Source organism: Brevundimonas sp. FV1ye7S (assembly GCF_058680995.1).
Genome location: NZ_CM178726.1, coordinates 1,205,119 through 1,227,808 on the forward strand (window position 1 = coordinate 1,205,119; position 22,690 = coordinate 1,227,808).

The following is a 22,690-nucleotide window of genomic DNA, read 5'->3' on the forward strand; positions in this document are numbered from 1 at the left end:
GCGTCTCAGAAATCCTTTGATGATCTTCAAACGCATCGCCGCAGCGAGCGCGGTTTCAGCCGCGCTGCTTGCCACGCCCGGGACGGCGCAGCCCCGCACCCCGGTTCACACCGACCATCACGTCCACGTCCATTCGCCCGCCATCCTCGACATCCTGTCGGCCTACTGCAGCAGTCCGGGGCGTATCGGCGCGTGCGATCCGGCCTTCGTCGAACCCCTGACGGCCGACGATCTGCTTGCGGACATGGACGAGGCGGGCGTCCAGACGGCCTGGATGATGTCCACGGCCTATCTGGCCGAAAGTCCGATGATGGTTCCCCCGCTGGCTGACGCCGCGACGCGGGTTCATGACGCCAACGCCTTCACCGTCGCCACCGCCGCCGCCCACCCCGGACGGCTGGTCGCCTTCGTCTCGGTCAATCCGCTTGCGCCCGACGCCCTGGCCGAAATCGCCGCCTGGAAGGACGAGCCCTACGCCAAGGGATTGAAGCTGCACCTGACCAACTCCGGCGTCGACCTTCGCGATCCCGATCAGGTCCGCCGTCTTGCGGCGGTCTTCGACGCCGCATCGGACGCCGGGATGACCATCATGATCCACATGCGCACCCGCGCCGAAGACTATGGCGCGCGCGACGTCCGCATCTTCGTCGAACAGGTCCTGCCGCACGCGGTCGGCGCGCCCGTCGTCATCGCCCATTCCGGCGGCTGGGGCGGTCTGGACGCGAACACCTGGGATGCGCTGGAAGAGTTTCGCCAGGTCCTGGCGGAACAACCCGGCATGGCTCCCGACCTCTTCTTCGATCTGGCTCAGGTCTTCGACGCCGATACGTCGCCAGAGAACAGGGCCCGACTGGTCCAGGTCATGAGGGGCATCGGCGCTGAGCGTTTTGTGCCGGGCTCCGACTGGCCGTTCTCTGGGCCGTTGGACGACTATCTTAACGACGCCATGGGGCTGTTGTCGCTATCGTCTCAAGAAGCGACAGCTCTGAGGCGACGACGCGTTGCAGTGAGATGACGACATCAAGAATGTTGAATGGCTGGCGGTCGCACAACCAAGCGAACAGACGGGTTCATCATACGTGAGGATTCAAAGCCGTCACGCCAGCGCAAGTCTACTTTGCGGCCGGAGATAAATGTCTGCCCTTGGCGCGTCGTCGACATCGCTGACAGGGCGAACCTAACTCACCCGATTGCATGCTTCTGGCGCATCTACGACATTGGCCGAGCGTCAATGCGCGATATGGTTCAGGCTCACTGGTCGCATGTGTCGGTCTGGATTCGACGGTATTGGGCAAGCGTTTGGGACTTGAAGTCACGGAGTCGTCCTGACCGGGGCAGGGCCCAAGCCTACCGATAGAAGGCGACATCACCCGGATTTTATCGCGGCCAATTTTCCCTTTGTTTTCATGAGCCCGGTTTCAATGACGGCTGCGCCGACGGCGCGCTCATGAAATCAAAGAAAAGGCTCTGACAAATCATGGTCTTCTGGTCTGTGAAACAATTGAGTGGGAGTGAGGGGCGGCGGGCATGGGGGAGCGGCCTCTGGCGAGGGGATTTCGTTGATGACAGGGGGACTTTAACGGTCGGGTTGGGGTATTGCGAACCCGTAGCCCTACGGTGGTAGAGGTGACAGCGGGGCTCGAGCTTTCGTACATCCCTGAGATCCGCTTCTGACTGAGGCTGTGTAAAAACTCTTCTCCGCGAGAAATGGCCGCAAAATTCTGCGGATACACAATAATATTCGACAGAATATTCTGATTTTGATCCTCTATTTGCAAGTAAAAGCAATATAATTGCTGAAGAATCTGATTGCTTCGAGTTTCTACACGGCCTCGACTCATCCTTGTCCTTGGGAATGTTCGCCTTTCGGCTGCACGCCAATGGCTGTCGACGGCGGCAGGCGGACGATCTGCTAGCCAAGCCTGCCTGCTGTACCATACTCTGCAGGCATCATTGGCGTAGAGGCCTTTGGAGAGATGGCCGCGCAGGCCGCTCCACCGGGGGCCGTCATGGCTGATGTCCGCATGCGCGGGTGAATTCCGTTCTTCGCCATATCGAGCAGGTGGAGGAAGACATGCGAACGCATTGGGTGGCCGCTTTGGCTGTTGTCGCGATGGGGCTTTATGGCTGTGATTCCGGGCGGTCTGAACGCACGATCCGGGATCGCGAAACCGGTGGAAGCGTGACCGTCCGGACCGGTCCCGCAATGGCCGCGCCCCGCAATTTGCCGGCGTTTGCGCCGATCTATCCCGGGGCGGTCATCCTGAGTTCGATGGATGGCATCAGCGGCAGCGACAGCGGCGGCAGTGTCCAGACCGGCGGGATGGTCTCGTTCAGCACAAGGGATGACCCGGAGCGGGTGGCCGGCTTCTATCGCGCCCGGCTGGACGCTTCGGACCTGACCGAGCGGAGTGACGCCAACGTCAATGGCGCCGTGATCCTCAGCGGCACCGCGGCGGAAGACGTCGGCGACGGCGTCCAGATCAGCATCGCGCCATCCGGTGAAGGTGAAGGCAGTGTCGTGACCCTGATCTACAGCCGCAGAAACGGTTGACGGAAACCGGCGTTCGCCACAGCGTGGCAGGCTGAACAGGGTAGGGGGCGGCCGTGGACTGGCAGGGGATTGAGTCTGCGCTGGACGAGGCGCTGGACGTGCCGGTCGCGCAACGCCGTGCCTGGCTTGCGGACCGGTATTGCGCCGATCCGGCACTCCTGAAGGAACTGGTGTCCCTGCTGGACGCGGCCGAGCATGCGACGGATTTTCTCGAGCCGGAGTCGCGGCTGGATTCGGTCACGCTTCAGCCCGGGATGCGGTTCGGGGTGTGGAAGATCGTCGGCTCGCTCGGCAAGGGCGGAATGGGAGAGGTCTATCGGGTCGAGCGCGACGACGGCGAGTACCGGCAGACGGCGGCGCTCAAGCTGATGCGCGGCTTCGCCGGTACCGATCGGGACCGGTTCATGGCCGAGCGCCAGATCGTGGCGGGACTGGAACATCCCGGCATCGCCCGGATTCTGGACGGGGGGCTGGGGCCGGACGGCCAGCCCTTCATGGTTCAGGAATTCGTCGACGGGCCGGCCATCGACAGCTGGTGCGTGCGGGAAGACCTCGGTCCGGCGGATAGAACCCGCCTGATGCTGGACGTCTGCGAGGCTGTCTCCCATGCCCATGCGAAACTGACGGTTCACCGCGACATCAAGCCTTCGAATATTCTGGTGGCCGAGGGGGGGCGAACCCGGCTGATTGATTTCGGAGTGGCCCAGAAACTGGGTGACGGCGCGTCGCGGGCGGACCCCTCGCCGATGTCGATCGAATACTCGGCGCCCGAGGTGGTCGAGGGTCAAATGGCGACCGTCATGAGCGATGTCTATGGCCTGGCCGCGACCCTGTTCAACCTGATCGCCGGCCGTCCGCCGATCGATGTCGGGACCCTGCCGTTTCCCGCCGCCATCCGGCGGATCGTGGACGAGAGCCCGGACCGGCTGATCGCAGCCCTGCCGGCCGGCGTCCGGCCCAGCGGTCTTGTCCGGGATCTTGATGCCGTGCTGGACCGGGCGCTCAGCAAGTCGCCGACGGCGCGGTACGGTACCGTTGAGGCCTTCGCGGACGATCTGCGCCGGGCCTTGGAAGGATCCGCCGTCACCGTCCGTCGGGATGAGCGGGGCTATGTCGCGCGCCGGTTCCTGAAGCGGCGCTGGCTTCCTGTGAGCGCCGCCGCCGCCGTCGTGTTGAGCCTGTCGGGCGGACTGGCGATCGCTCTGGACCAGGCGGCGGTCGCCCAGCGGGAGCGGGACGCCGCCCTGCTGGAGCAGTCGCGGCTGCAGGCCGTTCAGAACTATCTCTATTTCATGCTGCGCACGGGGGCCGAGACCGGGGGGCCCGACGCCGACGCTTCGCGGATTCTGGATGCCGCCGCCGCCCAGGTGCTGGACCAGTTCCAGGCCGACCCGCAACGGGGCGGGCCGGTCGCCCGCATGCTGGGCGAACTCTATTTCTACATGAACGACTATGAGGCGGCCAAACCGCTGCTCGAGCGGCTCATGACGGTTCGCGGCGTCGATCCTGCCATCGTGGCGGGGGCCGCCTATGACCTGGCCCAGATCAAGGAGCGTCAGGCCGAACCCGAGGAGGCCCGGGCCCTGATGTTGCGGGCCCAGTCGTTCTGGAACACCGACCCGCGACGCTGGCGCTCCGAGCTGGTGGACAGTCGCCTGACCGAGGCCAGACTGCTGCGTGACGCCGGCGACGCCGAGGACGCGATTCGCGTGCTTCGCGCCAACCTGCCCGCCCGGATCGCCATCAGTGGCCCCAACCATCGCGACACCGGGGTCTATCACAATGATCTGGGAGTGATGCTGACCGCGGCCGGACGCGTCGAGGAGGCGGTTCCGTCGTTCCAGGCCGCTCTGGCGGTCTGGTCGACCAACGGGCTGGAGAACGGCCCGGATGCCCTGAACACGCTGAACAATCTCGCGGCGCTGGAAGTGTTGTCCGGTCGGCCGGCGCGGGCAGAACCGCTGTTCCGGCGCGCTGTCGAGGTCCGGCGCAAGCTCTATGGGCCGTCTGCGGCGACCGCCGCCCTGCTGAGCAACTATGGCAAGACCCTGATGCAGCTGGACCGGCACGCCGAGGCGCTGCCCATCCTGCGCGAGGCGACAGAGATGGCGCGGGTCCATGCCGGCGTCGCCAGCTTGCACTATGCCTCGGCCGTCGCGGGACTCAGTGAGGCCTCACTCGCGACTGGTCGGGTCGGCGAGGCGGCCCGTTTGAGTGAAGGCGCTGTATCAGAGGTCGAGGCCGCGCTGGGACCGGACCATCCGGCCACCGCGATTGTGCGGATTTCCCTGGCCCGCGTCCGCGCCGCCCAGGGGCGGAAGGCGGAAGGCGGACGTCTTCTGGATGCGGCCCAGGTCACCCTCGCGGCCCTTGGTCCGGGCGCGGTGTCCCAGATCAAGGCGATCGATCAGATCAGGGCGCGATATGGGTTGGGTCGGACCGCGCCCTGACGCCGGACGATGCGGGTTGATCGGGTTCAGCGGTGATCTCGCTGAGCTCCCGGAACAGCCAGGCCTTGGCCTTGACCCAGTCGCGCCGGACAGTGCGATCCGTTAGGCCCATGATCTGCGCCGTCTGTTCGTCGCTGTAGCCGGCGAAGAACCTGAACTCGACGACCTTGGCCAGGCGGGGGTTGAGTCTCGCCAAACGTCCCAGGGCCTCGTCCAGATCCACCAGTTGGTCATCGCTTTCCCAGAAGGGCTCGATATCCTCGGTCAGGGGATCAACCTTGCCGGCGCCGCGCTTGACCGCCAGCCGGGCGCGGGCGTGGTCGACCAGGACATGGCGCATGGCCAGGGCGGCTGCGTGCAGGAAATGACTGTCGTTCAGAAACCCTTCCGAGCGGCGCAGACGCAGCCATGCCTCGCTGATCAGGGCTGTGGTGCGCAGGGTCTCGCCCGCCTGGACCCGGAACCGTTCGCGTCGCGCGACTTTTCGAAGCTCACCCCAGAGCTCGGGAGCGAGACGGCTTGCCGCGTGGTGGACCTGCGGGTCGACCTCGTCAAAACAGGATTTGATCGGAATTGCACTCATGATTCCCACTCCCTCACGCCAAACTGAACACCGTTAGCCTACCGCAAGCCCGGCGAAAGGCCAGTGGTTGTGTCCGGTTCCGGCCGGCGATCCCGTTTCCCTGGTGACGCCAAAGCGGGGACCGACATCATGACCATTCGAAATCGACGCGGCCTGGGATTTGCCTCGGCGCTGGCGCTCGCCGTGGCCCTCGCCGGGCCGGCTCTGGCCCAGAGCGAAAAGCCGATCATGCGGGTCTGGGTCGGCGAACAGCAGCCTTATGCGACGTGGACAGATCCGACCCAGTCCAGCCTCTATGTCGGCCGCGTTCCGGGAAATGCGGCCGAGACCCGGCGGATCGAAGCCGCAACGGACTTCGTTCTCGAAGAATGGCCCGCTTCAACCACCACACCGGGCTATCTGGCCCTGCCGCCGGACGCATTCAGCCCCGCCGTCGAGGGCCGCACGTCTACGGTCGGGGTGATGCTGCGGGCCCAGGGGGCCAGCTTCGCCCTGGCCGGCAGCTGCGGCGTCCCCGGTCTCAGCGATTATTTGACGGTCCCGCCCGGCTGGTTTGACCAGGCGTCGAGCGGGACCTGGCCTGAACACTATCCGGAGCTGTCCATCGCCGTGGGCCTGGGACTGCGCCAGGCCCACGTCTATTGCCGCGATGTCGTCCAGATCGGAGATGCGGTAGTCAACGAGGCGTTTACGCCGCCCGGCGTGAAGGCGATCAACGGCCTCGGCCTCGGGTTGGGCGCCTATGCTCTCGGCGGTGCGAACGATCGGGACGGCCGTGTCTGGGACTATGGGAGCATCGGCAGAATTCTCGCCGAGTCCGGTGTCACGTCGCTGGACAGCGATGAGAGTCTGGTCACGGTCGTCGGCCTGGTCCAGCGCCTCGGGGGATTGCGGCGGATCGATCAGCCGCTCTTTTCCGGCCGGATGGACGGCAGCTTCTGGAGCATAGCCGGGGCCGTGCGGGACTGGCGGTTCCTGACCCCCCTGTTCCAGACGAAACCGTCTGATCTCGGGTCTGACAGTGCAGCCCGGCAATGGCTGGATGCCGCGCTGAAGTCGACCGACGGCGACGAGCGCGGCCTGGCGCTCCTGCTGGCGAAGATGAACTATTACAATGTCATCGGCGGTGACATCATTCCCGAGGACCAGCGCGGGCGGGGCGTATTCGCGCGGTATGTCTGGCAGGGGGCGATGGTCAAGGCCAATGCCGCGCCCGGCTGTCTTCCCGTCGAGCTTTCGCTGGGTCATCCGGTGGTGGAGCTGTCGTTCACCCTCGATCCCGCAGCGGCCAACTGCCTGTCTGTTCACTGGAGCGGTCCGAAGAGCGATGATGATCTGCCGCCGGTGTTCACCGTCGTCGCCGACGGCGGTGCGGCCCCGGCCGACGCGCTGGACGGCCTTCACCTGACGGCGGACCAGTCCTGGAGCCAGTCCCTGACCATCGAGTCCGGAACAAGGAGCGAGGTGGCCTTGCTGGAACAGGGCACAGACCTGCTGCGACCGGGCCTGATCGTTGAGGATTCCCGCAGCGGCAAGGCCGTGAAGGTCTGGGAAGTCATTCTCAAACCGGATGAGGCGTTTGCCGATGACCGGATGACCATCGCCCTGACCAATCTGAATCCCGGTGGCGAGGCATCGACGAAACCCGTCGAGGTCAAATTTACGGTCGGCCCGGGGGCGCATGAAGCGCGTCAGCAGCTGCAGGCGACCGCGGTCGACAATCAGCGCGACCCCTGTGTGCCCCAGGTGATTACGCCGGACGTGCCGGGGCAGATGAGCTTGGGCCCCATGGCGATGTATGCGGCGGCGCTGGATACGGATGATTTCTCGATCAACCTGTCGTTCCTGCCGCCCTCGCAGGGTGACCTGATGGCCGGCTATATGGAATGTGCCCGCATTCAGATGGCGGTGGGGCTCGGGGGCGGATCGGATACCGTCGGCGGCAGACCGGCGGCGGGCTCGCCGACACAGGTGTGTGCCGGTCGAAACGCCCAGCTGGCCGGAATCGGCGCTGCAGCCATGGCCGCCGCCACCGGGGGGACCGCCATCAATCTGGCGGGCCTGGAAGGGCTCGTCCCGTCCGCCAGCATCGAGTTCGGGCTGGATGCCGACCGGCCGATCACCGGCCCGGGCACCTATCCCGCGACGGCAACGGCCACGCTCAGCAATGCGACCCTGGAACAGCGGGGCCTGGACCTGCCGAGCTCGGTCGCCGGCCGCGGGACGATCACGATCGAGCAGGCCACGCCCGGGTTTGTGAGAGTCAGCTATCAGGCCAGTCTGGAGCGTCAGGAGGGGCGTTGCACCGCCCAGCTTGTCGGTCCGGTGTCGGGCACCTTCCAGAGCGTGGTGGCGATGCCGATGCTGCCGGCGTCCCGGCGAACCATGATTTCACCGCGGGCGATCGAATTCATGGGCGAGAAGCTCTGGTCGACCCTGTCGGCCTCGCAGCGGGCCGAACTGAGCCGGGAGCCGCGTCGCGAGGCCGCCGGCGGCGGCAGCGGTGGGGGCGGTGGCAGCGGTGGCGGGGCCTCGTCCGCCCCGATCCCTGGTCTGAGCTGCAATCTCAGCGAAGCGGAGACCCGACGGCTTCTGAACGAATTCCTGGGCCAGCTGCCGCCCGAGGTCCGGCGCGAGATGGAGGCCCAGATCGCTTCGGACCCCGAGATGGCCAAGGCCATGGCCTGCATGCTCAGCCAGAACAGCTGAGCCGCGACCCCGTGCAATCCCTGATCCACAACTGAGAAAGAGACTCGACATGAGCAGATCCATCCTTGCGGCGGGTGCCCTGACGGCCGCCGTTCTGGCTCTCGCTGCCTGCGACAACAGCGGCTCGTCCGCGAGCGACAACGGGGCGGCCCCGGCGGCCGGGGGGGCGCGGGCGTACGGCCCATCGGCACCGGCCGCCGTGGTCGAGGCGACCCGCTGCTGGGGGCTTGTCCAGGGCGCGACCGTCCTGGCCGTCGGCCTGCCGGAGATGGCCGCCGAACTCCCGGCGGCGACCGAGGATCAGAAAAGGGCCTGGTTCAACGAGGCCCAGCGCCGTGCCGCGGTGGCGGGCCTGACGGCGCCGCAATTTCAGGCCCTTCTGGACGAATACCAGATGTCCAACCGGTTCGCGACGAGCGCCGATCTGCGCCAGGACTCGGTCGAGCCGCTGAAGGCCTGTCTTGCATCGACCCCGCCCGAGGGCGCCGAACCGCCGGACCTGGCCCAGGGCTGATCAGCCGGCCATCATCGCCAGGCCCGCGCCGCTCCAGACGGCGCGGGCCTGAACCGCCAGGTCGCGACCGATGGTGGCCACCGGCTGCCCGCCGGCAATCCCGTCCGCCAGCGATACGGCGTCGTGAATGGCGCGGGCGACACCGCCGCCGAACCTCGGGGGCATCTGCATCAGCGCATCCCCGATCAGCGCCAACGGCGGCATGGCTTCGGAACGCGCACGCTCCAGCGCCACGCGGCGGGCCCCCGGTGCCAGATGACGGACCGGCCGCGGCTCGAACACGATATCGGTCAGCAGGGCCCGCAGGCGGGACCCACCCGCATCACCGAGACCCGCCAGGACCGCATCACGGTCTGGTGGCGCGCACCCCGCCCGGTGTCTCAGGGTAAGGGTCGCCATGCCGCCAGGGAGGACCTGAACCAGACTGTCGAGACCGCGCTGCGGATCGCGGCAGGCGACCAGCCACGGCCGCCCGCCGACGGTCTGGCCGGCCCAGCTGGCATAGGCCTGGGGTTCGCCGACGTCGTCGAGGTCGAGATCGGGCAGATGGTCCCCGAACAGATCGACACCGGCGCGCTGCCCGCCGCTGGCGTCGATGACGCCGTCGATCATCAGCCGCCGCCCCGGAATTCGCACGCTCCAGCCGTCGGACGTCGGCTCGACGGCAAGGACCGGCTGGCCGCGCAGGACCAGTACGCCCAGGGCCTCGACGGCGTCGCCCAGGGCCGCTTCCAGCATGGCCAGGGTGACGATCATGGCTTCATCTCCCCACACCAGGCGATCGCCGACGACCCGGCCGATGCGGCCCATGCCCGCGCCGGCCTGGGCCAGCCAGCCATCAAGATCCGGGCAGACGGTGGCCAGCCGGGCCAGGCTTCCAGGACCGATCCGGTGCACATGGACGGACCGCGCGGGCGGGTGCCCCGCCTCGCGCGGGTCCACCAGAACGGGCTCCCGGCCGATCGCCCGCAGGGACAGGGCCGCGGACAGGCCGGCGACCCCGCCCCCGAGGATCAGGAAGGACAAGCGTCGCGCGCCGTCAGCGCCGGTCGTCCCCGCCCGGCCGGGTCCGAAGCGCGCTGCCCCGGCTCAGCGCCTTGTCATTGCGGGCCACGACCATGAAGACTAGGCCGTTGATCTCTCCGTCCCGGCCGAGGGTGGATCGCGCCAGTTCCCGGAGCACATCCTCGCGGCCGGACAGGGTTCGCTCGCCACCGGGGGCGAACATGTCGCCGGGAAAGAACATGTCGCCCGGAAAGAACATATCGCCCGGAAAGAACATGTCGCCAGGGAAGAACATGTCTCCGGGGAAGGCGACCGAGCCGGCGCGGAGATCGAACCGGTCCGAGGTGAAGACGTCGCGCAGTTCGCCCTTTTCGAAGCGCGCCGCCAGCATCTGCACGGGTTCGACCCGTGAGCCGTCCAGTCGCAGCACCATGTTCCGCATCAGTCCGCGCCGGAGGCGCTCGCCCGACAGCCGGGCCAGACGACGGGCATCCCGGATCTCGATGGTGATCCGGCCGCCGTCCTGCGCGAAGGCGAGGCTGGTTGTGGTCGCGCCGACGGCGAGTCCGCCAGCGCCGGCCAGAAAGGTTCTGCGTATCAATGCCATGGTGTTTAGCCCTGTTTCGTTTGATCGGTGAAAGCCCCCATCGATCAGAACGGAATTGCGGGGCTGAAGCGGACATGACCGACCCGGTATGGGCGGGGCTATTCCGGCGCGCGTGCCAGAACGACGGGGAGGCCTGACCGGTCCCCGGGCGCGTGGTAGCGGCCTCTCAGCGGACCGCGGGCCGGGCGGTTGCGGAAGCTGATGCGGTGATCCAGCCCGTCCGCGCCGGGACGCAGGATCACGCTGGCCCAGCGTCCCGTGGACTGGCCCGCCGTGATCTGACCGCCCAGATCGATGAACTCGCAGTCCTCGGCGCCGGCGACCGGCAAGGGGCGTTCGATGCTGCAGAAGGGCTGGTAGAGGACATAGCTGCCGTCCAGACGGTTGCCGTCGTGGATGATCTGGATCCGCATGATGGCGGCATCGGCCGGATCTCCGGCCCGCACGATCCGCCAACTGCCCTGGAGCGGCCCTGCGGGGGTCAGGGCATGACGGTCCTCGCCGGCTGCCGCGTCATGGCCGGGGAGGGTCTGCTGCGCCGCGACCGGGACGGCGGTCAGGACCAGGCTCGAGATCAGGGTGGCGACGAGGGCTCTGAAAACGGTCATCTCAGGCGACGGGCTCATAGTAGCCGACCCGGAACAGGGTGCCGTTCTCCTGCGGAAGGAAGACACTGACCGTGTACTGGGTTTTCTCGTCCGGGCTTTCGGCCGTCAGGATGGTTTCGCCGTCGCGACCGGTTTCGTCGGGCTTGAGCACCAGGCCGTCTCGGGTCATCGCCTGACGGTGAAAGGCGATGACCTCCGCCCGGGGCATCGGCGTATTGGCCATGATCGAGCCGCCCGTTCGTATCCCGTTGGAGAAGGGGAAGTTGACGATCACCCGCGCCCCGGGCGGCATCCTGACGAAATCGGGCAAGGTGGCGGCGATGTCCGGGTTGGTGATGGCGAAGCTGTCGGTGATCGACCCGCTTTCGTTCGCCGCCCGCGCGCCGCCCGGGACCTCGCCCTTGCTTGCCCCCGCCGAGTTGACGGTGTCGGCCACACCGGATGGATCGCTGGCCCCGGCCTCGGGCGTCGCCGCCGGGTCCGACGGGTTGCACCCTCCGAGCGAGAGGGCGAGGACAGCGGCCGGAACCATGAGGGCGGTCAGGTGCGGACGGGCGATGCGAAACAGAGTTGTCATGAGGGGACCTTCGTGCCGGAAAGGATGGGCGGTCGGGGCCTATCGGTCGGCGAGCAGCCGTGTGACCGTGGCGGCGATTTCGGGGTCGCGCCGGATCAGGTTGCCGTTCCAGCGGTCGAGCGGAGTGCTGTCACAGTAGGACCAGAAGCCGATGAACCCGCTGCGGTCTCGCGGCACGTTCATCTGAAATCGGCCCCAGTAGTGGGTGCCGTCACGGGCCGTGTCGCAGCGCTGGTCTGACCGGGACTGATGCCAGTAGCCCTCGATCCGGTCGATGCCGTCCGGCCCGTCGCTGCCGGCCAGCCGGGCGCCTTCAAACCGGCCCTGGCCGACGGCATAGCGTCCGGCGGCGCCGTCGGCGTCCCAGCGATCCAGAATGACGTCCTGAAAGTCGGACGTGTAGACGTTGCCGATCACCTCCGGCTCGAACGCGGTGACCTCGATCTCTCGCTCAAGCGGGGGGAGGGGACTGGACGGGGCGTCCGCGGGAACGGCTTCCGCGTCGGCCGCGGCAGGGTCGGCCGCGGCAGGGTCGGCGGCGGTTGCAGCGCCGGCAGGCGCGGCGGCGACGGGGTCGGTCCCGCCGCCGTTTGCGGCCTCGCCGCCTGACCGGCTACAGCCCGTCAGGGTCAGCGCGAACAGCGCCAGACCGACCAGGGGTATGGAGGGGCTGGTCATGAGCTTGCCCTGTCCCGCCCGGCTCAAAACAGCCGTCCAATGCCCTCGCGAATCCGGTCCTGGGTCCGGCGTTCGACCTCGTCGCTGGCGGCGCGGACCGTCCGGTCCACCACGCCCGGCAGGGGTTGGCCGGCGGCGGGCGGCCGGGCGCCGGTGCCTGGAGCGGTTGCGTCGCCGACCCGTGTGGTGGTCGCGGCCGCGCCTGCGGTGCCGGCATTGCGCAGATCGACGTCCACGGCCGCCGCGATCTGGGGGTCCCGGCCGACAATTTTGCCGTTCCAGCGGTCAAGCGTTGTGCCCTCGCAGTGGCCCCAGAAGCCGATGAATTCGTTCCGGTCCCTTGAGAAGTTGAACTGGATCTGGCCCCAGTAATAGGTGCCGTTCCTCTGCGTCGAACAGGCCTGTGCGGCGGCGGGCTGGTACCAGTAGCCGAGGATTCTATCGATGCCTTCCGGGCTGTCGTTTCCGATCTCGCGAATGCCGTCAAAGCTGCCGCGGGCCTCCGGTGTGGCTCCGACATAGTGTCCGGCCGCGCCATCGCGGTCCCAGCGGTCCAGGGTCATCGTCCCGAAATCGGTGTCGTAGATGTTGCCGATCACGTGGGGTTCGTAATCGGTGCGATACTGCGGCGTCACAGCGGCGGCCGGTGTCGCGAGTGTGTCGGGCGAAGCGGCCGCCTGTCCCGCCGTGGCGGTGGTCCCGTCTTCCATGCCGCTGCTGCCCCAGTCCGACGGCCCGAGGTAGCGGGCCGAACTGATCTTGCCGGCCCAGTCGCCCATGTCGCTGATGCGGCCCTGGATCACGCGGCAGGTTCCGGCATAGCTGGCGTCCAGACAGACTTCCCAGCGCCCTTCGGCGATCATGCTGGCAGCCTTGTCGTTGAACTCGCGGCTGGACAGATTGTCGATGCTGCGATCCAGCCGCAGGGACGTCCCGGCGAAACCGTTCTGGCTGAACAGTCTCAGGCTGGGCGCGTTCTGGGCCACGGCGGTGCCCGCCAGCAGCGGCAGCGCGGCGGCGGCCGCAACGCAGGAGAGTTTCAGGGCGGTCTTCATGTCGGGTTACCTCGATAGGGTGGGTTCTCCTGGTCAAACGGGATTACCGACTGAACCCGGACATCTTGCTGTCAGTGCTGCGGGGTTGGGGAAACGCGGCAACAGAAATTCCTTTGGGCGAGGACGGCTTGCAGTCAGGCGGGACGCCGCCGACCACTTGCGCCCGGGCTCAAGAGCCGCTTGGTACCGACCCTTGTTCCTCCGGGACTGTGACGTTGGATTGCCGGGCTTGCATCTGACAAACATCGACAGGTTTCATCGCGGGTGGTGACCCGGCTGGCCTTGGACGACTTGCCACCAAAGGAGGTTCCGGGGGCCAGCGGCCTGTTCAACCTGATGTGCAACCTCGGTGGCACCGTAGACCTCGCCTTGATCGACACGATGATCTACGGCCGAGCCCCTATACTGGGTCGACGGATTGTGTAGCGACTGCAAGCGGTAGATCAGGCGGGAGATGTAGAGACAGCTCAGCCCGTCGGAATCCCGGTCTCACTTTTTTCGAGCCGGATGGGGCAACCCATCGACGCAGCCAAGACCGCGGCGCTTTTCCCCCTTGCCGAGAAGCTGGCTCTGGTCCGCGCCATCAACGAGGCTGGGGTGTTGGTCGCGATCCTAACGGTGCTGGCGCTCTGTATGGTGCAGTACTATCCGCCACCTTCGGCTTCTCGATTTTTTCCGATCGTCGGCAGCGGATGCTTCGGACGAACCGCGCGACGGGCAAGCTCCAGCTGAGCTCAGCCGCTATGAGAGCTGTGCGGCCAGTTTCACTGCGTCTGCGCCGGCCGGGATGCGAAATGGCGAAGATGCATCGGTCACCGCTCGCCAGACCGCCTCCGCAACATCGGTCGCCGTGGTGACTTCGGCGGGTTGCGGTGGCGCTGCGGAGAACATTTCCTTGGCCCAGGCGGCATAGGCTTCTGGTATGCCGTTCTGCGAGCTGGCACGAGCGGTCGCACCGAATGCGGTCTCCGGAGCGCGTCCGGGAATGACCAACCGCACGCGGATTCCGAACGGCTCCACCTCTAGCGTGAGGTCTTCGCTGAACGCCTCCACAGCGGCCTTGCTGGCCGTGTAGGCGGACAGCATAGGCAGTGGCTTGAGCGTCACGGCTGACGACAGATTGACGATGACCCCCGACTTTTGCGCGCGAAAGCCGGGCATTACGGCTTGCGTCATCGCCATGGCGCCGAACGTATTCAGTTCGAAGAGCTGGCGTGTCGCCTCGATCGACACGCCTTCCAGCGCGCCCATCAGGCCGGCGCCCGCGTTGTTGACAAGGGCGTCGATCGGGCCGGCTTCCTCCACGGCGCGGGCGATTCTGGCAGCGTCGGTCACATCGAGAGCCACGACTCGCAGGCGTCCGGATGCGGGTAGAACGTCCTCACGGGGCTTGCGCATCGTGGCGATGACGGTCCAGTCGCGATCGAGGAAATAGCGGGCAGTCTCAAGTCCGAAACCGGACGAACTGCCGGTGATGAGGATCGTGTTCATTTAATAGTTCCTGTTGGGGTGGTGCGGCGAGACGATTGATGCAGTGGGGCGCGCCGGTACGAGCGGGCTGGAAACGGGGTCGACCGGCTTACTTTGTCTCGACGCTGCCCTCCGGCGTCGCATCGGCTTCCAACGCTGCAACCGCCCCTGTCCAGGCGGGATCGCCGGGGTAGAGCGCGCTGCGGAGGAAGGCAGTTGAAAGGCGCTGGATGGCGGAGACCCGCTGGGGTCGTTCGTCCGTCGTCTCACGCGCCTCGTATCCGGGGATGCCGCCAAGCGAATGTTCGCCACCAAAGGCCGTGAACAGCGCCTTGGGGGACGGGCTTAGATCGTAAGCGTCGCGCCACCAGTCGGCGCCGCGTGTCGAAAGTCTGCCCATGTCATGATCGCCCACGACAATCAGGGTCGGCGGCGTCATGGCCGAGAAATCAGGGTGCATGAATGCAAAGGTGCGAGCTGCCTGCTCGGTAAGGTCATTGCCGCTGCCGGGCGCCGCGAACAGCACGCCTGCCTTTATGCGGGCATCCCGCTTGTCGACCAGCGAGCCGTCGTCAGGATCAGGGTGCGTGACGCCGAGCAAGGCGCCGGCGGTCTGCCCACCCCAGGAATGACCTGCTACCGCGATGCACGAGCGGTCGAGCCGTCCCCAGATCATCGGCGCCTCGCTTTCGATGCGATCGAGCCCGTCGAGAACGACCGCCAGATCTTCTTCCCGGAAGCGCCTTAGCTGCGGGCGGCGAGTATCCTCTGGCGCGAGCCCGAGCGTTCGCGAGTCGAGGTGCGTCGGTTGGATCACGACAAAGCCGTGCGCCGCCCAATAGTCAGCGAGGGGGCCGTACGCGTGAAGCGACTGACCGTTGCCGTGTGAAAAGATGATGACGGGCAGCGCGTCGCCCGCGATCGGTGCGGACACCCGAAGATGCAGGTCGACGCCTCTGCCCGGTGACGTCAAGACGATGGGCGCGATGGAGACGACAGCGGATGGGCCGGCTGGCGCGACTGAACTTGACATGAGACGCGTACCTTCGAACTATAAAGGGATCGATGTTCCGCTACGCTTTAATGCGGATCATTGATCCGTTTATCAAGGGGAAAAGCGAGAAATGGTGTCGACCAAGTCCCGGAATAGTTTTGAGATCGGGTCATTGACGGTGGGCGATACCGGGGCACCCCCGCCGCGCATGCGCGCCGATGCTCGCAGGAATGAGGAAGCGGTTTTAGAAGCGGCCAAGATCGTGTTCGCCCGTTCGGGGGTCGATGCCCCTATCCGGGAGATCGCGGCACAAGCCGGTGTCGGGCTTGCCACGCTCTACCGCCGTTTTCCCACTCGTGCCGATTTGGTGGCGGCAGTGTTCCGTCGCGAGGTCGATGCGTGTGCCGACGCGGCGGGGTCGCTTGCATCTGAACACGGGCCCGTTGAGGCGCTGGCTGGTTGGTTGACGCGATATACGCGCTTCTTAGGGACCAAGCAGGGGCTGGCGGCTGCGCTCCACTCTGGCGATCCGACGTTCGCCACCTTGCCCGACTATTTCCGGAGCCGGTTCGAGCCCGCCTTGTCGATGCTGCTGGATGCTGCCGCCCTCAACGGTGAGATACGTGACGACATTGCGCCCTATGATCTGCTGCGCGGAATCGGCAACCTTGCCGTAGCTTCAGGCAATGATGGGGCCGCGCACACCGAGCTGATGGTCATGCTGTTGCTGGACGGCCTGCGCTACGGCGCGGAGAAGTCGAAAAAGACAGGATAGCTACGAGATCGGGTCTCCAACACGCGATCCTAGGGGATGTTGAACGTGACATTGCCGCTTAGAGACGGTTCCAACCAGCACTGGCATCTCCACCGCAACGGTCAGGCCTCGACGTTGACAGGCGGTGAAGCTGGGACCTTCAGGATTTTCGAACGAAGTTGCAATGTCGCGTTTCGGGTAAGGCGATGATGTCTGGTCCTGGCGAATTGACGACGTTGGCTGATGACTGAGATGACGGTATCATCTCCGTAGGATTGCCAGATTGTCGGTATGGAAGCGTCGGTATCTTGAGCGAGATCGACTTCGGGATGGCTGGGCTTTGCGGAACCAGCACTGTGGTGCGCCTGCCGATAGACAGCGTCATCACTCACATTTTATTGGGGCCAAATTCTTCTTTGTTTTCATCAGGCTCATCCCAGTGGCGGTATGGCTGACGGCATGTTCTAGCGGTCGAAGAAAAGGCGCTGATAAATCAGCGCCTTCCGTCGCATGAATAATAGAGTGGGAGTGAGGGGCGGGCATGCGGGAACGGCCTCTGACGAAGCGCCCTCGTTGATGACAGAGCGATACTAGCGGTCGATTTCAGACTGGGCGATCCCGTAGCCCTGCGGTGGCGGAGGGTCGCGGCGAGGCTCGATCCTGACTTGTTCGGTCAATCCAAGTGTCTGTTTCCGGCATAAATGGCCGCCGCGCGTGAAGGGCCGGCAGTGGGCGGGCAGGCTATCCGCCGAGTTCCGACTTGTCCCAAGCTGACGGGACTGATTTGCCAAATCGTATGTCGCTACAAGGAGCTTCGGACCATACCACTCCTCAACGTGGGCTGCGGCCGAGGCGTCGGAAAACGTTGTTCGATTGGCGGGCGGGCCACGCTTTCGTTGCCGGTCGGCCCGTGCTGATCGGCATTTGGGGTATGGAACAGAGGCAATGGACACGCAGAGAAGCAACGCTGGTCAGCCCCATTCTGAAGTGAGCGCATTGAGTGTATTACCTCCAGGGCGCGCTTGGTACGTGGTGATCCTTCTGACGATCCTGTACGCCCTGTCTTTCACTGATCGACTGCTCCTCGCGCTTCTCGCCCAGCCTGTCGCCAGCGCGCTCACGCTCACGGACGGCCAACTGGCCCTGCTTCTTGGGGCTGGCTTCGCGATTGTCTACGCGCTCAGCGGTCTACCGATCGCTGATCGGATCGACCGCAACGACCGAGTCAAGATCGTCGTCGCGGGTGTCGGCCTTTGGAGCATCATGACGATGGCGTCTGCGTTCGCCTCCAACTTCTGGACGTTGTTCGCGCTTCGGTCGGGCGTTGCGTTGGGCGAGGCGGTCCTCACTCCGGCTGCAGTGTCTCTGATCGGCGATCTATTTCCCCAGAAGCGCCGGGCGCTCCCGACCGCGGTGTACGGCTCCATGGGTAGTATGATGAGTACCGGGGCGTTCGTTGTGGGGGGCGCCGTCTTAGCCTTCTCCGGAACCATCGATCACAAGGTCGGCCTCGCGGCGTGGCAGTTGACCTTCATATTCTTAGGGTGCCCAGGTCTGTTCATCGCGATCCTGATGCTGTTCACCGTGCGCGATCCCCGTCACTCGCCGTTGGCCGGACGAGAGAACGCGGTGAGGATGACATTTGCACAGATGCTCGGCTATCTCGCCAAGCACATCCGGTTCTACGCCCCGTTCTATATAGGCTTGGCCCTGGTCACGACGGTGTCGATGGGCACGATAAGCTGGATGCCCACTGCCATCGTTCGAACCTTTGGCGGCAGCGTCCAACAGGCTGGCTACCAGGTTGGCGCCATGGGACTAAGCGCTGGCATCCTGTCGACTATATTCTGGCCGTGGCTCGCGCAGCGGTATGTCAAGCGGGGACGCAAAGATGGTACCTTGATCGGCCTCCTTGCGAGCGGCGTCATCGCGGTGATCGCGCTGGTGGTTGGCATCGGGCAGACGAGCCTTCCCGTCGTTCTGGGCGGATTTTTCGTCGCGATGTTTGGACTGGCTTCTGTCGGGGTTCTAGCTCCGCTTGCCTTGCAGATGTTCGGTCCCCGCATGATCCGCGCACGCCTGACTTCGCTCTACATCCTGGCGACGTCGTTGTTCGGATATGCGCTCGGCCCCTTGGTCGTCGTCGGGCTGGCCAAGTTCTGGGCTGGTCCCAACGCGCTCATCCATGGGATGATCATGAATGCGGCGGGCGCCGGCGTCCTCTCCTGCCTGGCCTTCGTGTTGTGCTGGCGAGCGAGCCGGCACATGGATGGCCAAGAGAACTGAGCTCATCAGGGGGCAAGGATGCCCCCTCGAGGGGCGAGCCATGGGACGATGGCGAGAGCTTGTGACTCGACGAACCCGGAGCCCACGCGGACGGGCCCATCAATCGAGAAGGCCCTCGGCGAGCGATTGGCGCTTGGAGGGGCTTATCAGCAGCTTCTGTTCTATGTAGCGATCGACGCTTCCACAATGCGATGAAATCGCCCGGAACATCGCATCAATATAGTCGTGATCGACCATCAGGGCGGCGCGAAGAACGTCCTCGGAAGGCGAATGCCCGAAGTGGTGACTGACGCTATAAGCGAAAGCTTCCGCGCGGGCGTCCAATGATCCGCAGGTGTTGGTCAGCATATAGTCGGCGACGATATCGACCGGATCCACCCCAAGCGCAGCCAAAAGCAACGCCACTGCCATGCCGGTGCGATCCTTGCCGGCGGCGCAGTGGACCAGGGTCGGACCGTCGCTCTCAATGACCGTCTCAAAAAGGAGGCGGAATCCCTGCCGCTGGGCATCACGAAACGGGGCTTCGGTGTAGTATCGGATAAGCCGTTCACGGACCGATGCGGCGTCGCGGGGGCCGGTCATCGCCGCGATGTGGGGGGCTGCGGCCTCGCTGGGAGCCGCTACGTGGAAGGTCTTCGCCTGACTACCGGGGCTTCGCCGAGACGGCCGTGTCGAGCGCTCCTCGCTGCTGCGAAGGTCGATGATCGCCGACAAGTTCAGTTCATCGACGATCGCCAGGTCCTGATCGTTTGCGTTGGAAAGATCGGCGGATCGAAAGAGACGACCCCGTCGCACATGGCCGCCTCCAGCAACGGCATACCCTCCATAGTCTCGGAGATTGAGAATGCTGGGCGTCGGCAGGAAGCGATCAGTCGTGGTCATGAGTGCTAAACGCGGTCCATCATCTCTGCGAGCTCCAAGAGATGGTTGCCCGTCCCGGTGGCAAGCCAGGTGAGCAAGATATCCTGGTGGCTATGCCCTTCATGAGCCGCCCGCACTGCCGAAGCCCTGACGACGACGGCGGCCTTCCAAGCGCTGAAGACATCGTAGTAGCGGACCACCTCTTCGCGGATGTCGCGACCGGACAGGCTTTGATAGTCGTCAAGGAACTGGCTTCTAGGCATAAGGCCTGACACCAGCAGTTGGCCGTCTGAGCCAGTGCTGCCGAAGCGAGGGCGAAGAATGTAAGACAGGTCTTCGTGATAGTCGCCAATATGCGCGAGTTCCCAGTCCAGGACGGCGGTGATGACCCCGTCCGGCTCGCTGAAGAGGAAATTTCCCATCCGATAGTCTCCGTGCACCAGGCAAGGAGACGCGCAGGGCGGTGCATTCTCGCGAAGCCACCGCTCGGTCAGTGAGAGAATGGGCGCGGGCTCAAGGCGGTCGTCATGCCAGCAGCGCGCGAAGCCGTTGACCTGCCAGAGCGCCGCGTCCGTGGTGCCGGGTCTCGGTACATCGAAGAGCGAGAGATCTCGCCCCGCGAAATCGAGATTGTGCAGGTTGGCGATGTGTTCGGTGAACTGGGGAGCGAGCAGGACGCCAAGGGCGCCGTAGCTGCCGCCGATCCCGGATACGGCGCGTCCGCTCATTCGTGTCGGCATGGACACGCCGTCGACGAGAGCCATGACCATTCCGGGCTGGCCCAGATGTAGACCGTCCTTGTCGACGGCTCTGATACGCGGAACCGGAAGATCGCGTGAGACAGCCTGGATCATCTGGGCTTCCCGACCTCGACACGTGTCGACGGCGCTGGCGTAAGGATCCATCCGCAGGACAAGGTCCTGCGGATCAAGGAAACCCGCAGAAGAGAGCCGGAAGGCGAACTGCTCCTTTGACGCGCCGCCGGTCATTCTCCGTAGATTTGTGATGGAAATGTCCGTCAGGCCCTCGGAAGCGAAAAGCCGCTCCAGTCCCGCCTTCACCTCTCCATCCGTCTTTGCCGAATAGGGCGCGCCAGAACGCAAGGCGATCTTTCTATCCAGCACCTCGGCGACCCGGCGTTCGGTAACGTAACTTGCCGAGGGAAGGGTGGAGCCCCCGGTTCCCGTCGAAATAGGTTCCGGCCTCACGTCGGCGTCGCTCCGTCCAGGTGAAGTCCTGCCTGCTTGTGCAACAGGTAGACCTCCTGGCTGTGCCCCCAGCCGATCTGATCGCCCTCATGCCAGCGAACGAGGGTCACGGGAACAGACACGTAGCCGTAAGGCTGCAGCGTGTGCGAGGCGGTCGCCGTCCCATACATTGTGTGCTCGACATTGTCGGCGTCGATGATCGTCATCTCATAAGATACGGCGACGCGGCCCAAGTGTCGCGCGACCATGCGCCCGCCCTTGGCGCCGCTGACCTTGCCGTCGATCAGGGCGTATCCATGGACGAGTTCGTATTGCTCATGCAGCGGTTTGTCGGGGAAAAATTTCCAGATCGCATGGAAGGCGTGGCTCTCGCTGAAGTTTGCGTTGATCCATGCCATCGGATGACCGCCGCGTTCCGAGCGGACGCCGAAGCTGTGGTCCATCGTGGCGATGCAATCTACATCATAGGATCGCCCGCGGATCTTCATCGTGCCCGTCACCCGCGTCGTCATGTCGAAATGCGCCGAGAAGCTGGCGCCGACGCCGGAGGCTACCGCCGCGTCCTCGTGCGGAAGGGCAAGCGGATCCATCTCCGGATCGTGAATGTCGTAAGGGGGCATGACGCCCAGGACGTCGAGGTGAAGTTCCGTGTCATAGGAGCCGACGTGGTCGATCCGGTAACTGCGGATGCCCTTGGCTTCGTACGATGTCCCGTTCGGCAGCGCAAACTTCTCGAAGCGTTCGGGCATCGGGAGGTTCTGTTGGGTGTCAATGTAGCACGCTCGCAAGATGTCGTCAGACAACTCGTTCCAGATTTCAATCTCATTGATCATCGTTCCGACGCCTGGACGCGCTACGATATAGAACAGACCGATGATGTTTTCTTCAGGGACGTAGAAGTAGAAGAAGCTCGTCTCTGCCCAGTTGTAGGGAACCTCTTGCGGGAGGTGGTAGCGGACGTCGTCATCGGAAAACATTGAGGGCTCTATTTCGGATCTGATTTCAGACGATTTGAACCCGGTTTTGATAGCGGAGGCGCATCGTGCAGGCTGTCCCCGTCGCATAGGACTGCGTTTGGCGCAGGGCTGGTCTAATCGAGTCGCCGTCCAGCTGGATGGATTCGTCCGATAGGCTCATCACGGAAGTAGGGATCGGTGGTTCCGTCAATCGATACAAGGCTGCAGAGCATCGCCAAGGCGCTGGAACAGGTCGTCATCCCGGCCTTGCCTGCAGACCAACGACTTGCCATCGAACAGGCCGAGATCGCAGTGGGACATCTTCGCCTGCTCGAAACGCAATGGCGCTATGTCACGGTCGCGGCTGAGAGGGAGCTGCAATATCTGGTCGAGCTCGCGACCGAACTTGTGGCGACCGACGACGGACCGACCTTTCGCGAGATCAAACGCGCGCTCGACGCAGCCGCGCTGGTCAATACTAGTGACATCGACGCCTTACGCTCTCGCGCGCAGGTCTTGGGCGAGGCGATCGAACAACTCATCGAAAGCGCGGATGGACTGCTGTCCAACGCAGGAGCGCGGGCGGCGATCGGCACACATGCTCGTCGGCAGGCGCGTCTGGAAAGGTCATGGTTCGCGGCAGCTGGCATCGCGGGTTCAGACGGTGTGCCTAATCTTGCGCAGTTTCTTAACGGGAAGTCCGGGCGAGTTGCTTCTGAGGAGGCCTCGATTTCATCATCTTGAGGTGAGTCGATATTCGGTGTCCCGGCAGAGTGGGACATACATAATATAATTAGCTGTCCTATCGTCGAGCTAGTATT

21 protein-coding genes are annotated in these 22,690 nt (G+C 65.0%); 9 read left to right on the forward strand and 12 right to left on the reverse strand.

From position 1 onward, the window contains the following. The first annotated feature begins 19 nt into the window (after nucleotides 1–19). The 3 genes from ACW18C_RS05735 to ACW18C_RS05745 all read left to right on the forward strand — a co-directional run bounded on the left by ACW18C_RS05735 (nucleotide 20) and on the right by ACW18C_RS05745 (nucleotide 5,004). Entirely contained in the window at nucleotides 20–1,015 is a 996-nt protein-coding gene (locus ACW18C_RS05735; RefSeq protein WP_492073352.1) for an amidohydrolase family protein, read from the forward strand. A gap of 1,017 nt (nucleotides 1,016–2,032) precedes the next feature. Next, nucleotides 2,033–2,554, forward strand: a complete 522-nt coding sequence (locus ACW18C_RS05740; protein ID WP_492073354.1) for a hypothetical protein — start codon at nucleotides 2,033–2,035, stop codon at nucleotides 2,552–2,554. Nucleotides 2,555–2,607: 53 nt separating this feature from the next. Beyond that, nucleotides 2,608–5,004 carry a serine/threonine protein kinase gene (locus ACW18C_RS05745; protein WP_492073355.1) on the forward strand — a complete coding sequence of 799 codons (2,397 nt, stop codon included), beginning with the start codon at nucleotides 2,608–2,610 and terminating at the stop codon, nucleotides 5,002–5,004. Here the strand turns inward: ACW18C_RS05745 and ACW18C_RS05750 are convergent. Further along, nucleotides 4,967–5,587 carry an ECF-type sigma factor gene (locus tag ACW18C_RS05750; RefSeq protein ID WP_492073357.1) on the reverse strand — a complete coding sequence of 207 codons (621 nt, stop codon included), beginning with the start codon at nucleotides 5,585–5,587 and terminating at the stop codon, nucleotides 4,967–4,969. The two genes, ACW18C_RS05745 and ACW18C_RS05750, sit on opposite strands and share 38 nt — an antisense overlap. Nucleotides 5,588–5,656: 69 nt before the next feature. On the opposite strand from ACW18C_RS05750, the gene ACW18C_RS05755 reads away from it, so the two are divergent. Together ACW18C_RS05755 and ACW18C_RS05760 are read left to right on the forward strand one after the other, a co-directional pair. After that, nucleotides 5,657–8,296, forward strand: coding sequence for a hypothetical protein (locus ACW18C_RS05755; protein ID WP_492073359.1), 2,640 nt, complete (start codon nucleotides 5,657–5,659; stop codon nucleotides 8,294–8,296). 49 nt (nucleotides 8,297–8,345) lie between these two features. Beyond that, complete coding sequence (locus ACW18C_RS05760) at nucleotides 8,346–8,810, forward strand: hypothetical protein (RefSeq protein ID WP_492073361.1); 465 nt, start codon at nucleotides 8,346–8,348, stop codon at nucleotides 8,808–8,810. Here ACW18C_RS05760 and ACW18C_RS05765 read toward each other — a convergent pair whose 3' ends face one another. The 6 genes from ACW18C_RS05765 to ACW18C_RS05790 all read right to left on the reverse strand — a co-directional run bounded on the left by ACW18C_RS05765 (nucleotide 8,811) and on the right by ACW18C_RS05790 (nucleotide 13,340). After that, a complete protein-coding gene (locus ACW18C_RS05765; RefSeq protein WP_492073363.1) occupies nucleotides 8,811–9,836 on the reverse strand; it encodes an FAD-dependent oxidoreductase in 1,026 nt (341 codons plus the stop codon). Between the two features lie 13 nt (nucleotides 9,837–9,849). Next, nucleotides 9,850–10,422, reverse strand: coding sequence for a hypothetical protein (locus ACW18C_RS05770; RefSeq protein WP_492073364.1), 573 nt, complete (start codon nucleotides 10,420–10,422; stop codon nucleotides 9,850–9,852). A gap of 98 nt (nucleotides 10,423–10,520) precedes the next feature. Next, nucleotides 10,521–11,030, reverse strand: coding sequence for a hypothetical protein (locus ACW18C_RS05775; protein WP_492073365.1), 510 nt, complete (start codon nucleotides 11,028–11,030; stop codon nucleotides 10,521–10,523). Nucleotide 11,031: 1 nt separating this feature from the next. Continuing rightward, nucleotides 11,032–11,607 (reverse strand): hypothetical protein, encoded by a 576-nt coding sequence (locus tag ACW18C_RS05780; RefSeq protein WP_492073366.1) that lies wholly within the window; start codon nucleotides 11,605–11,607, stop codon nucleotides 11,032–11,034. Between the two features lie 39 nt (nucleotides 11,608–11,646). Further along, nucleotides 11,647–12,285, reverse strand: coding sequence for a hypothetical protein (locus ACW18C_RS05785; RefSeq protein WP_492073368.1), 639 nt, complete (start codon nucleotides 12,283–12,285; stop codon nucleotides 11,647–11,649). Nucleotides 12,286–12,308: 23 nt separating this feature from the next. Continuing rightward, nucleotides 12,309–13,340, reverse strand: a complete 1,032-nt coding sequence (locus tag ACW18C_RS05790; RefSeq protein ID WP_492073370.1) for a beta/gamma crystallin-related protein — start codon at nucleotides 13,338–13,340, stop codon at nucleotides 12,309–12,311. A gap of 507 nt (nucleotides 13,341–13,847) precedes the next feature. Here ACW18C_RS05790 and ACW18C_RS05795 point away from each other — a divergent pair. Then, nucleotides 13,848–14,072 carry a hypothetical protein gene (locus ACW18C_RS05795; protein WP_492073372.1) on the forward strand — a complete coding sequence of 75 codons (225 nt, stop codon included), beginning with the start codon at nucleotides 13,848–13,850 and terminating at the stop codon, nucleotides 14,070–14,072. 9 nt (nucleotides 14,073–14,081) lie between these two features. Here the strand turns inward: ACW18C_RS05795 and ACW18C_RS05800 are convergent, their stop codons facing one another. Both ACW18C_RS05800 and ACW18C_RS05805 read right to left on the reverse strand, forming a co-directional pair. Continuing rightward, complete coding sequence (locus ACW18C_RS05800; RefSeq protein ID WP_492073373.1) at nucleotides 14,082–14,831, reverse strand: SDR family oxidoreductase; 750 nt, start codon at nucleotides 14,829–14,831, stop codon at nucleotides 14,082–14,084. Between the two features lie 88 nt (nucleotides 14,832–14,919). Further along, nucleotides 14,920–15,744 (reverse strand): alpha/beta hydrolase family protein, encoded by an 825-nt coding sequence (locus ACW18C_RS05805; RefSeq protein WP_492073374.1) that lies wholly within the window; start codon nucleotides 15,742–15,744, stop codon nucleotides 14,920–14,922. A 190-nt stretch (nucleotides 15,745–15,934) separates the two neighbouring features. Here ACW18C_RS05805 and ACW18C_RS05810 point away from each other — a divergent pair, with 190 nt between their 5' ends. Together ACW18C_RS05810 and ACW18C_RS05815 are read left to right on the forward strand one after the other, a co-directional pair. Further along, nucleotides 15,935–16,579 (forward strand): TetR/AcrR family transcriptional regulator, encoded by a 645-nt coding sequence (locus ACW18C_RS05810; RefSeq protein WP_492073375.1) that lies wholly within the window; start codon nucleotides 15,935–15,937, stop codon nucleotides 16,577–16,579. 1,008 nt (nucleotides 16,580–17,587) lie between these two features. Beyond that, on the forward strand, nucleotides 17,588–18,844 hold the full coding sequence (locus ACW18C_RS05815; protein ID WP_492073376.1) for an MFS transporter: 1,257 nt from the start codon (nucleotides 17,588–17,590) through the stop codon (nucleotides 18,842–18,844). Nucleotides 18,845–18,943: 99 nt separating this feature from the next. On the opposite strand, the gene ACW18C_RS05820 is transcribed toward ACW18C_RS05815, so the two are convergent. The 3 genes from ACW18C_RS05820 to ACW18C_RS05830 are packed head-to-tail and all read right to left on the reverse strand — an operon-like array spanning nucleotide 18,944 to nucleotide 21,890. After that, nucleotides 18,944–19,726 carry a tyrosine-protein phosphatase gene (locus tag ACW18C_RS05820; protein ID WP_492073377.1) on the reverse strand — a complete coding sequence of 261 codons (783 nt, stop codon included), beginning with the start codon at nucleotides 19,724–19,726 and terminating at the stop codon, nucleotides 18,944–18,946. Between the two features lie 5 nt (nucleotides 19,727–19,731). Then, nucleotides 19,732–20,913, reverse strand: coding sequence for a phosphotransferase family protein (locus ACW18C_RS05825; protein ID WP_492073379.1), 1,182 nt, complete (start codon nucleotides 20,911–20,913; stop codon nucleotides 19,732–19,734). Continuing rightward, nucleotides 20,910–21,890, reverse strand: coding sequence for a DUF7064 domain-containing protein (locus tag ACW18C_RS05830; protein ID WP_492073381.1), 981 nt, complete (start codon nucleotides 21,888–21,890; stop codon nucleotides 20,910–20,912). Before ACW18C_RS05830 ends, ACW18C_RS05825 begins: the two co-directional genes overlap by 4 nt. A 177-nt stretch (nucleotides 21,891–22,067) precedes the next feature. Here ACW18C_RS05830 and ACW18C_RS05835 point away from each other — a divergent pair, with 177 nt between their 5' ends. Continuing rightward, nucleotides 22,068–22,613 carry a hypothetical protein gene (locus ACW18C_RS05835; RefSeq protein ID WP_492073383.1) on the forward strand — a complete coding sequence of 182 codons (546 nt, stop codon included), beginning with the start codon at nucleotides 22,068–22,070 and terminating at the stop codon, nucleotides 22,611–22,613. Nucleotides 22,614–22,690 lie beyond the last annotated feature (77 nt).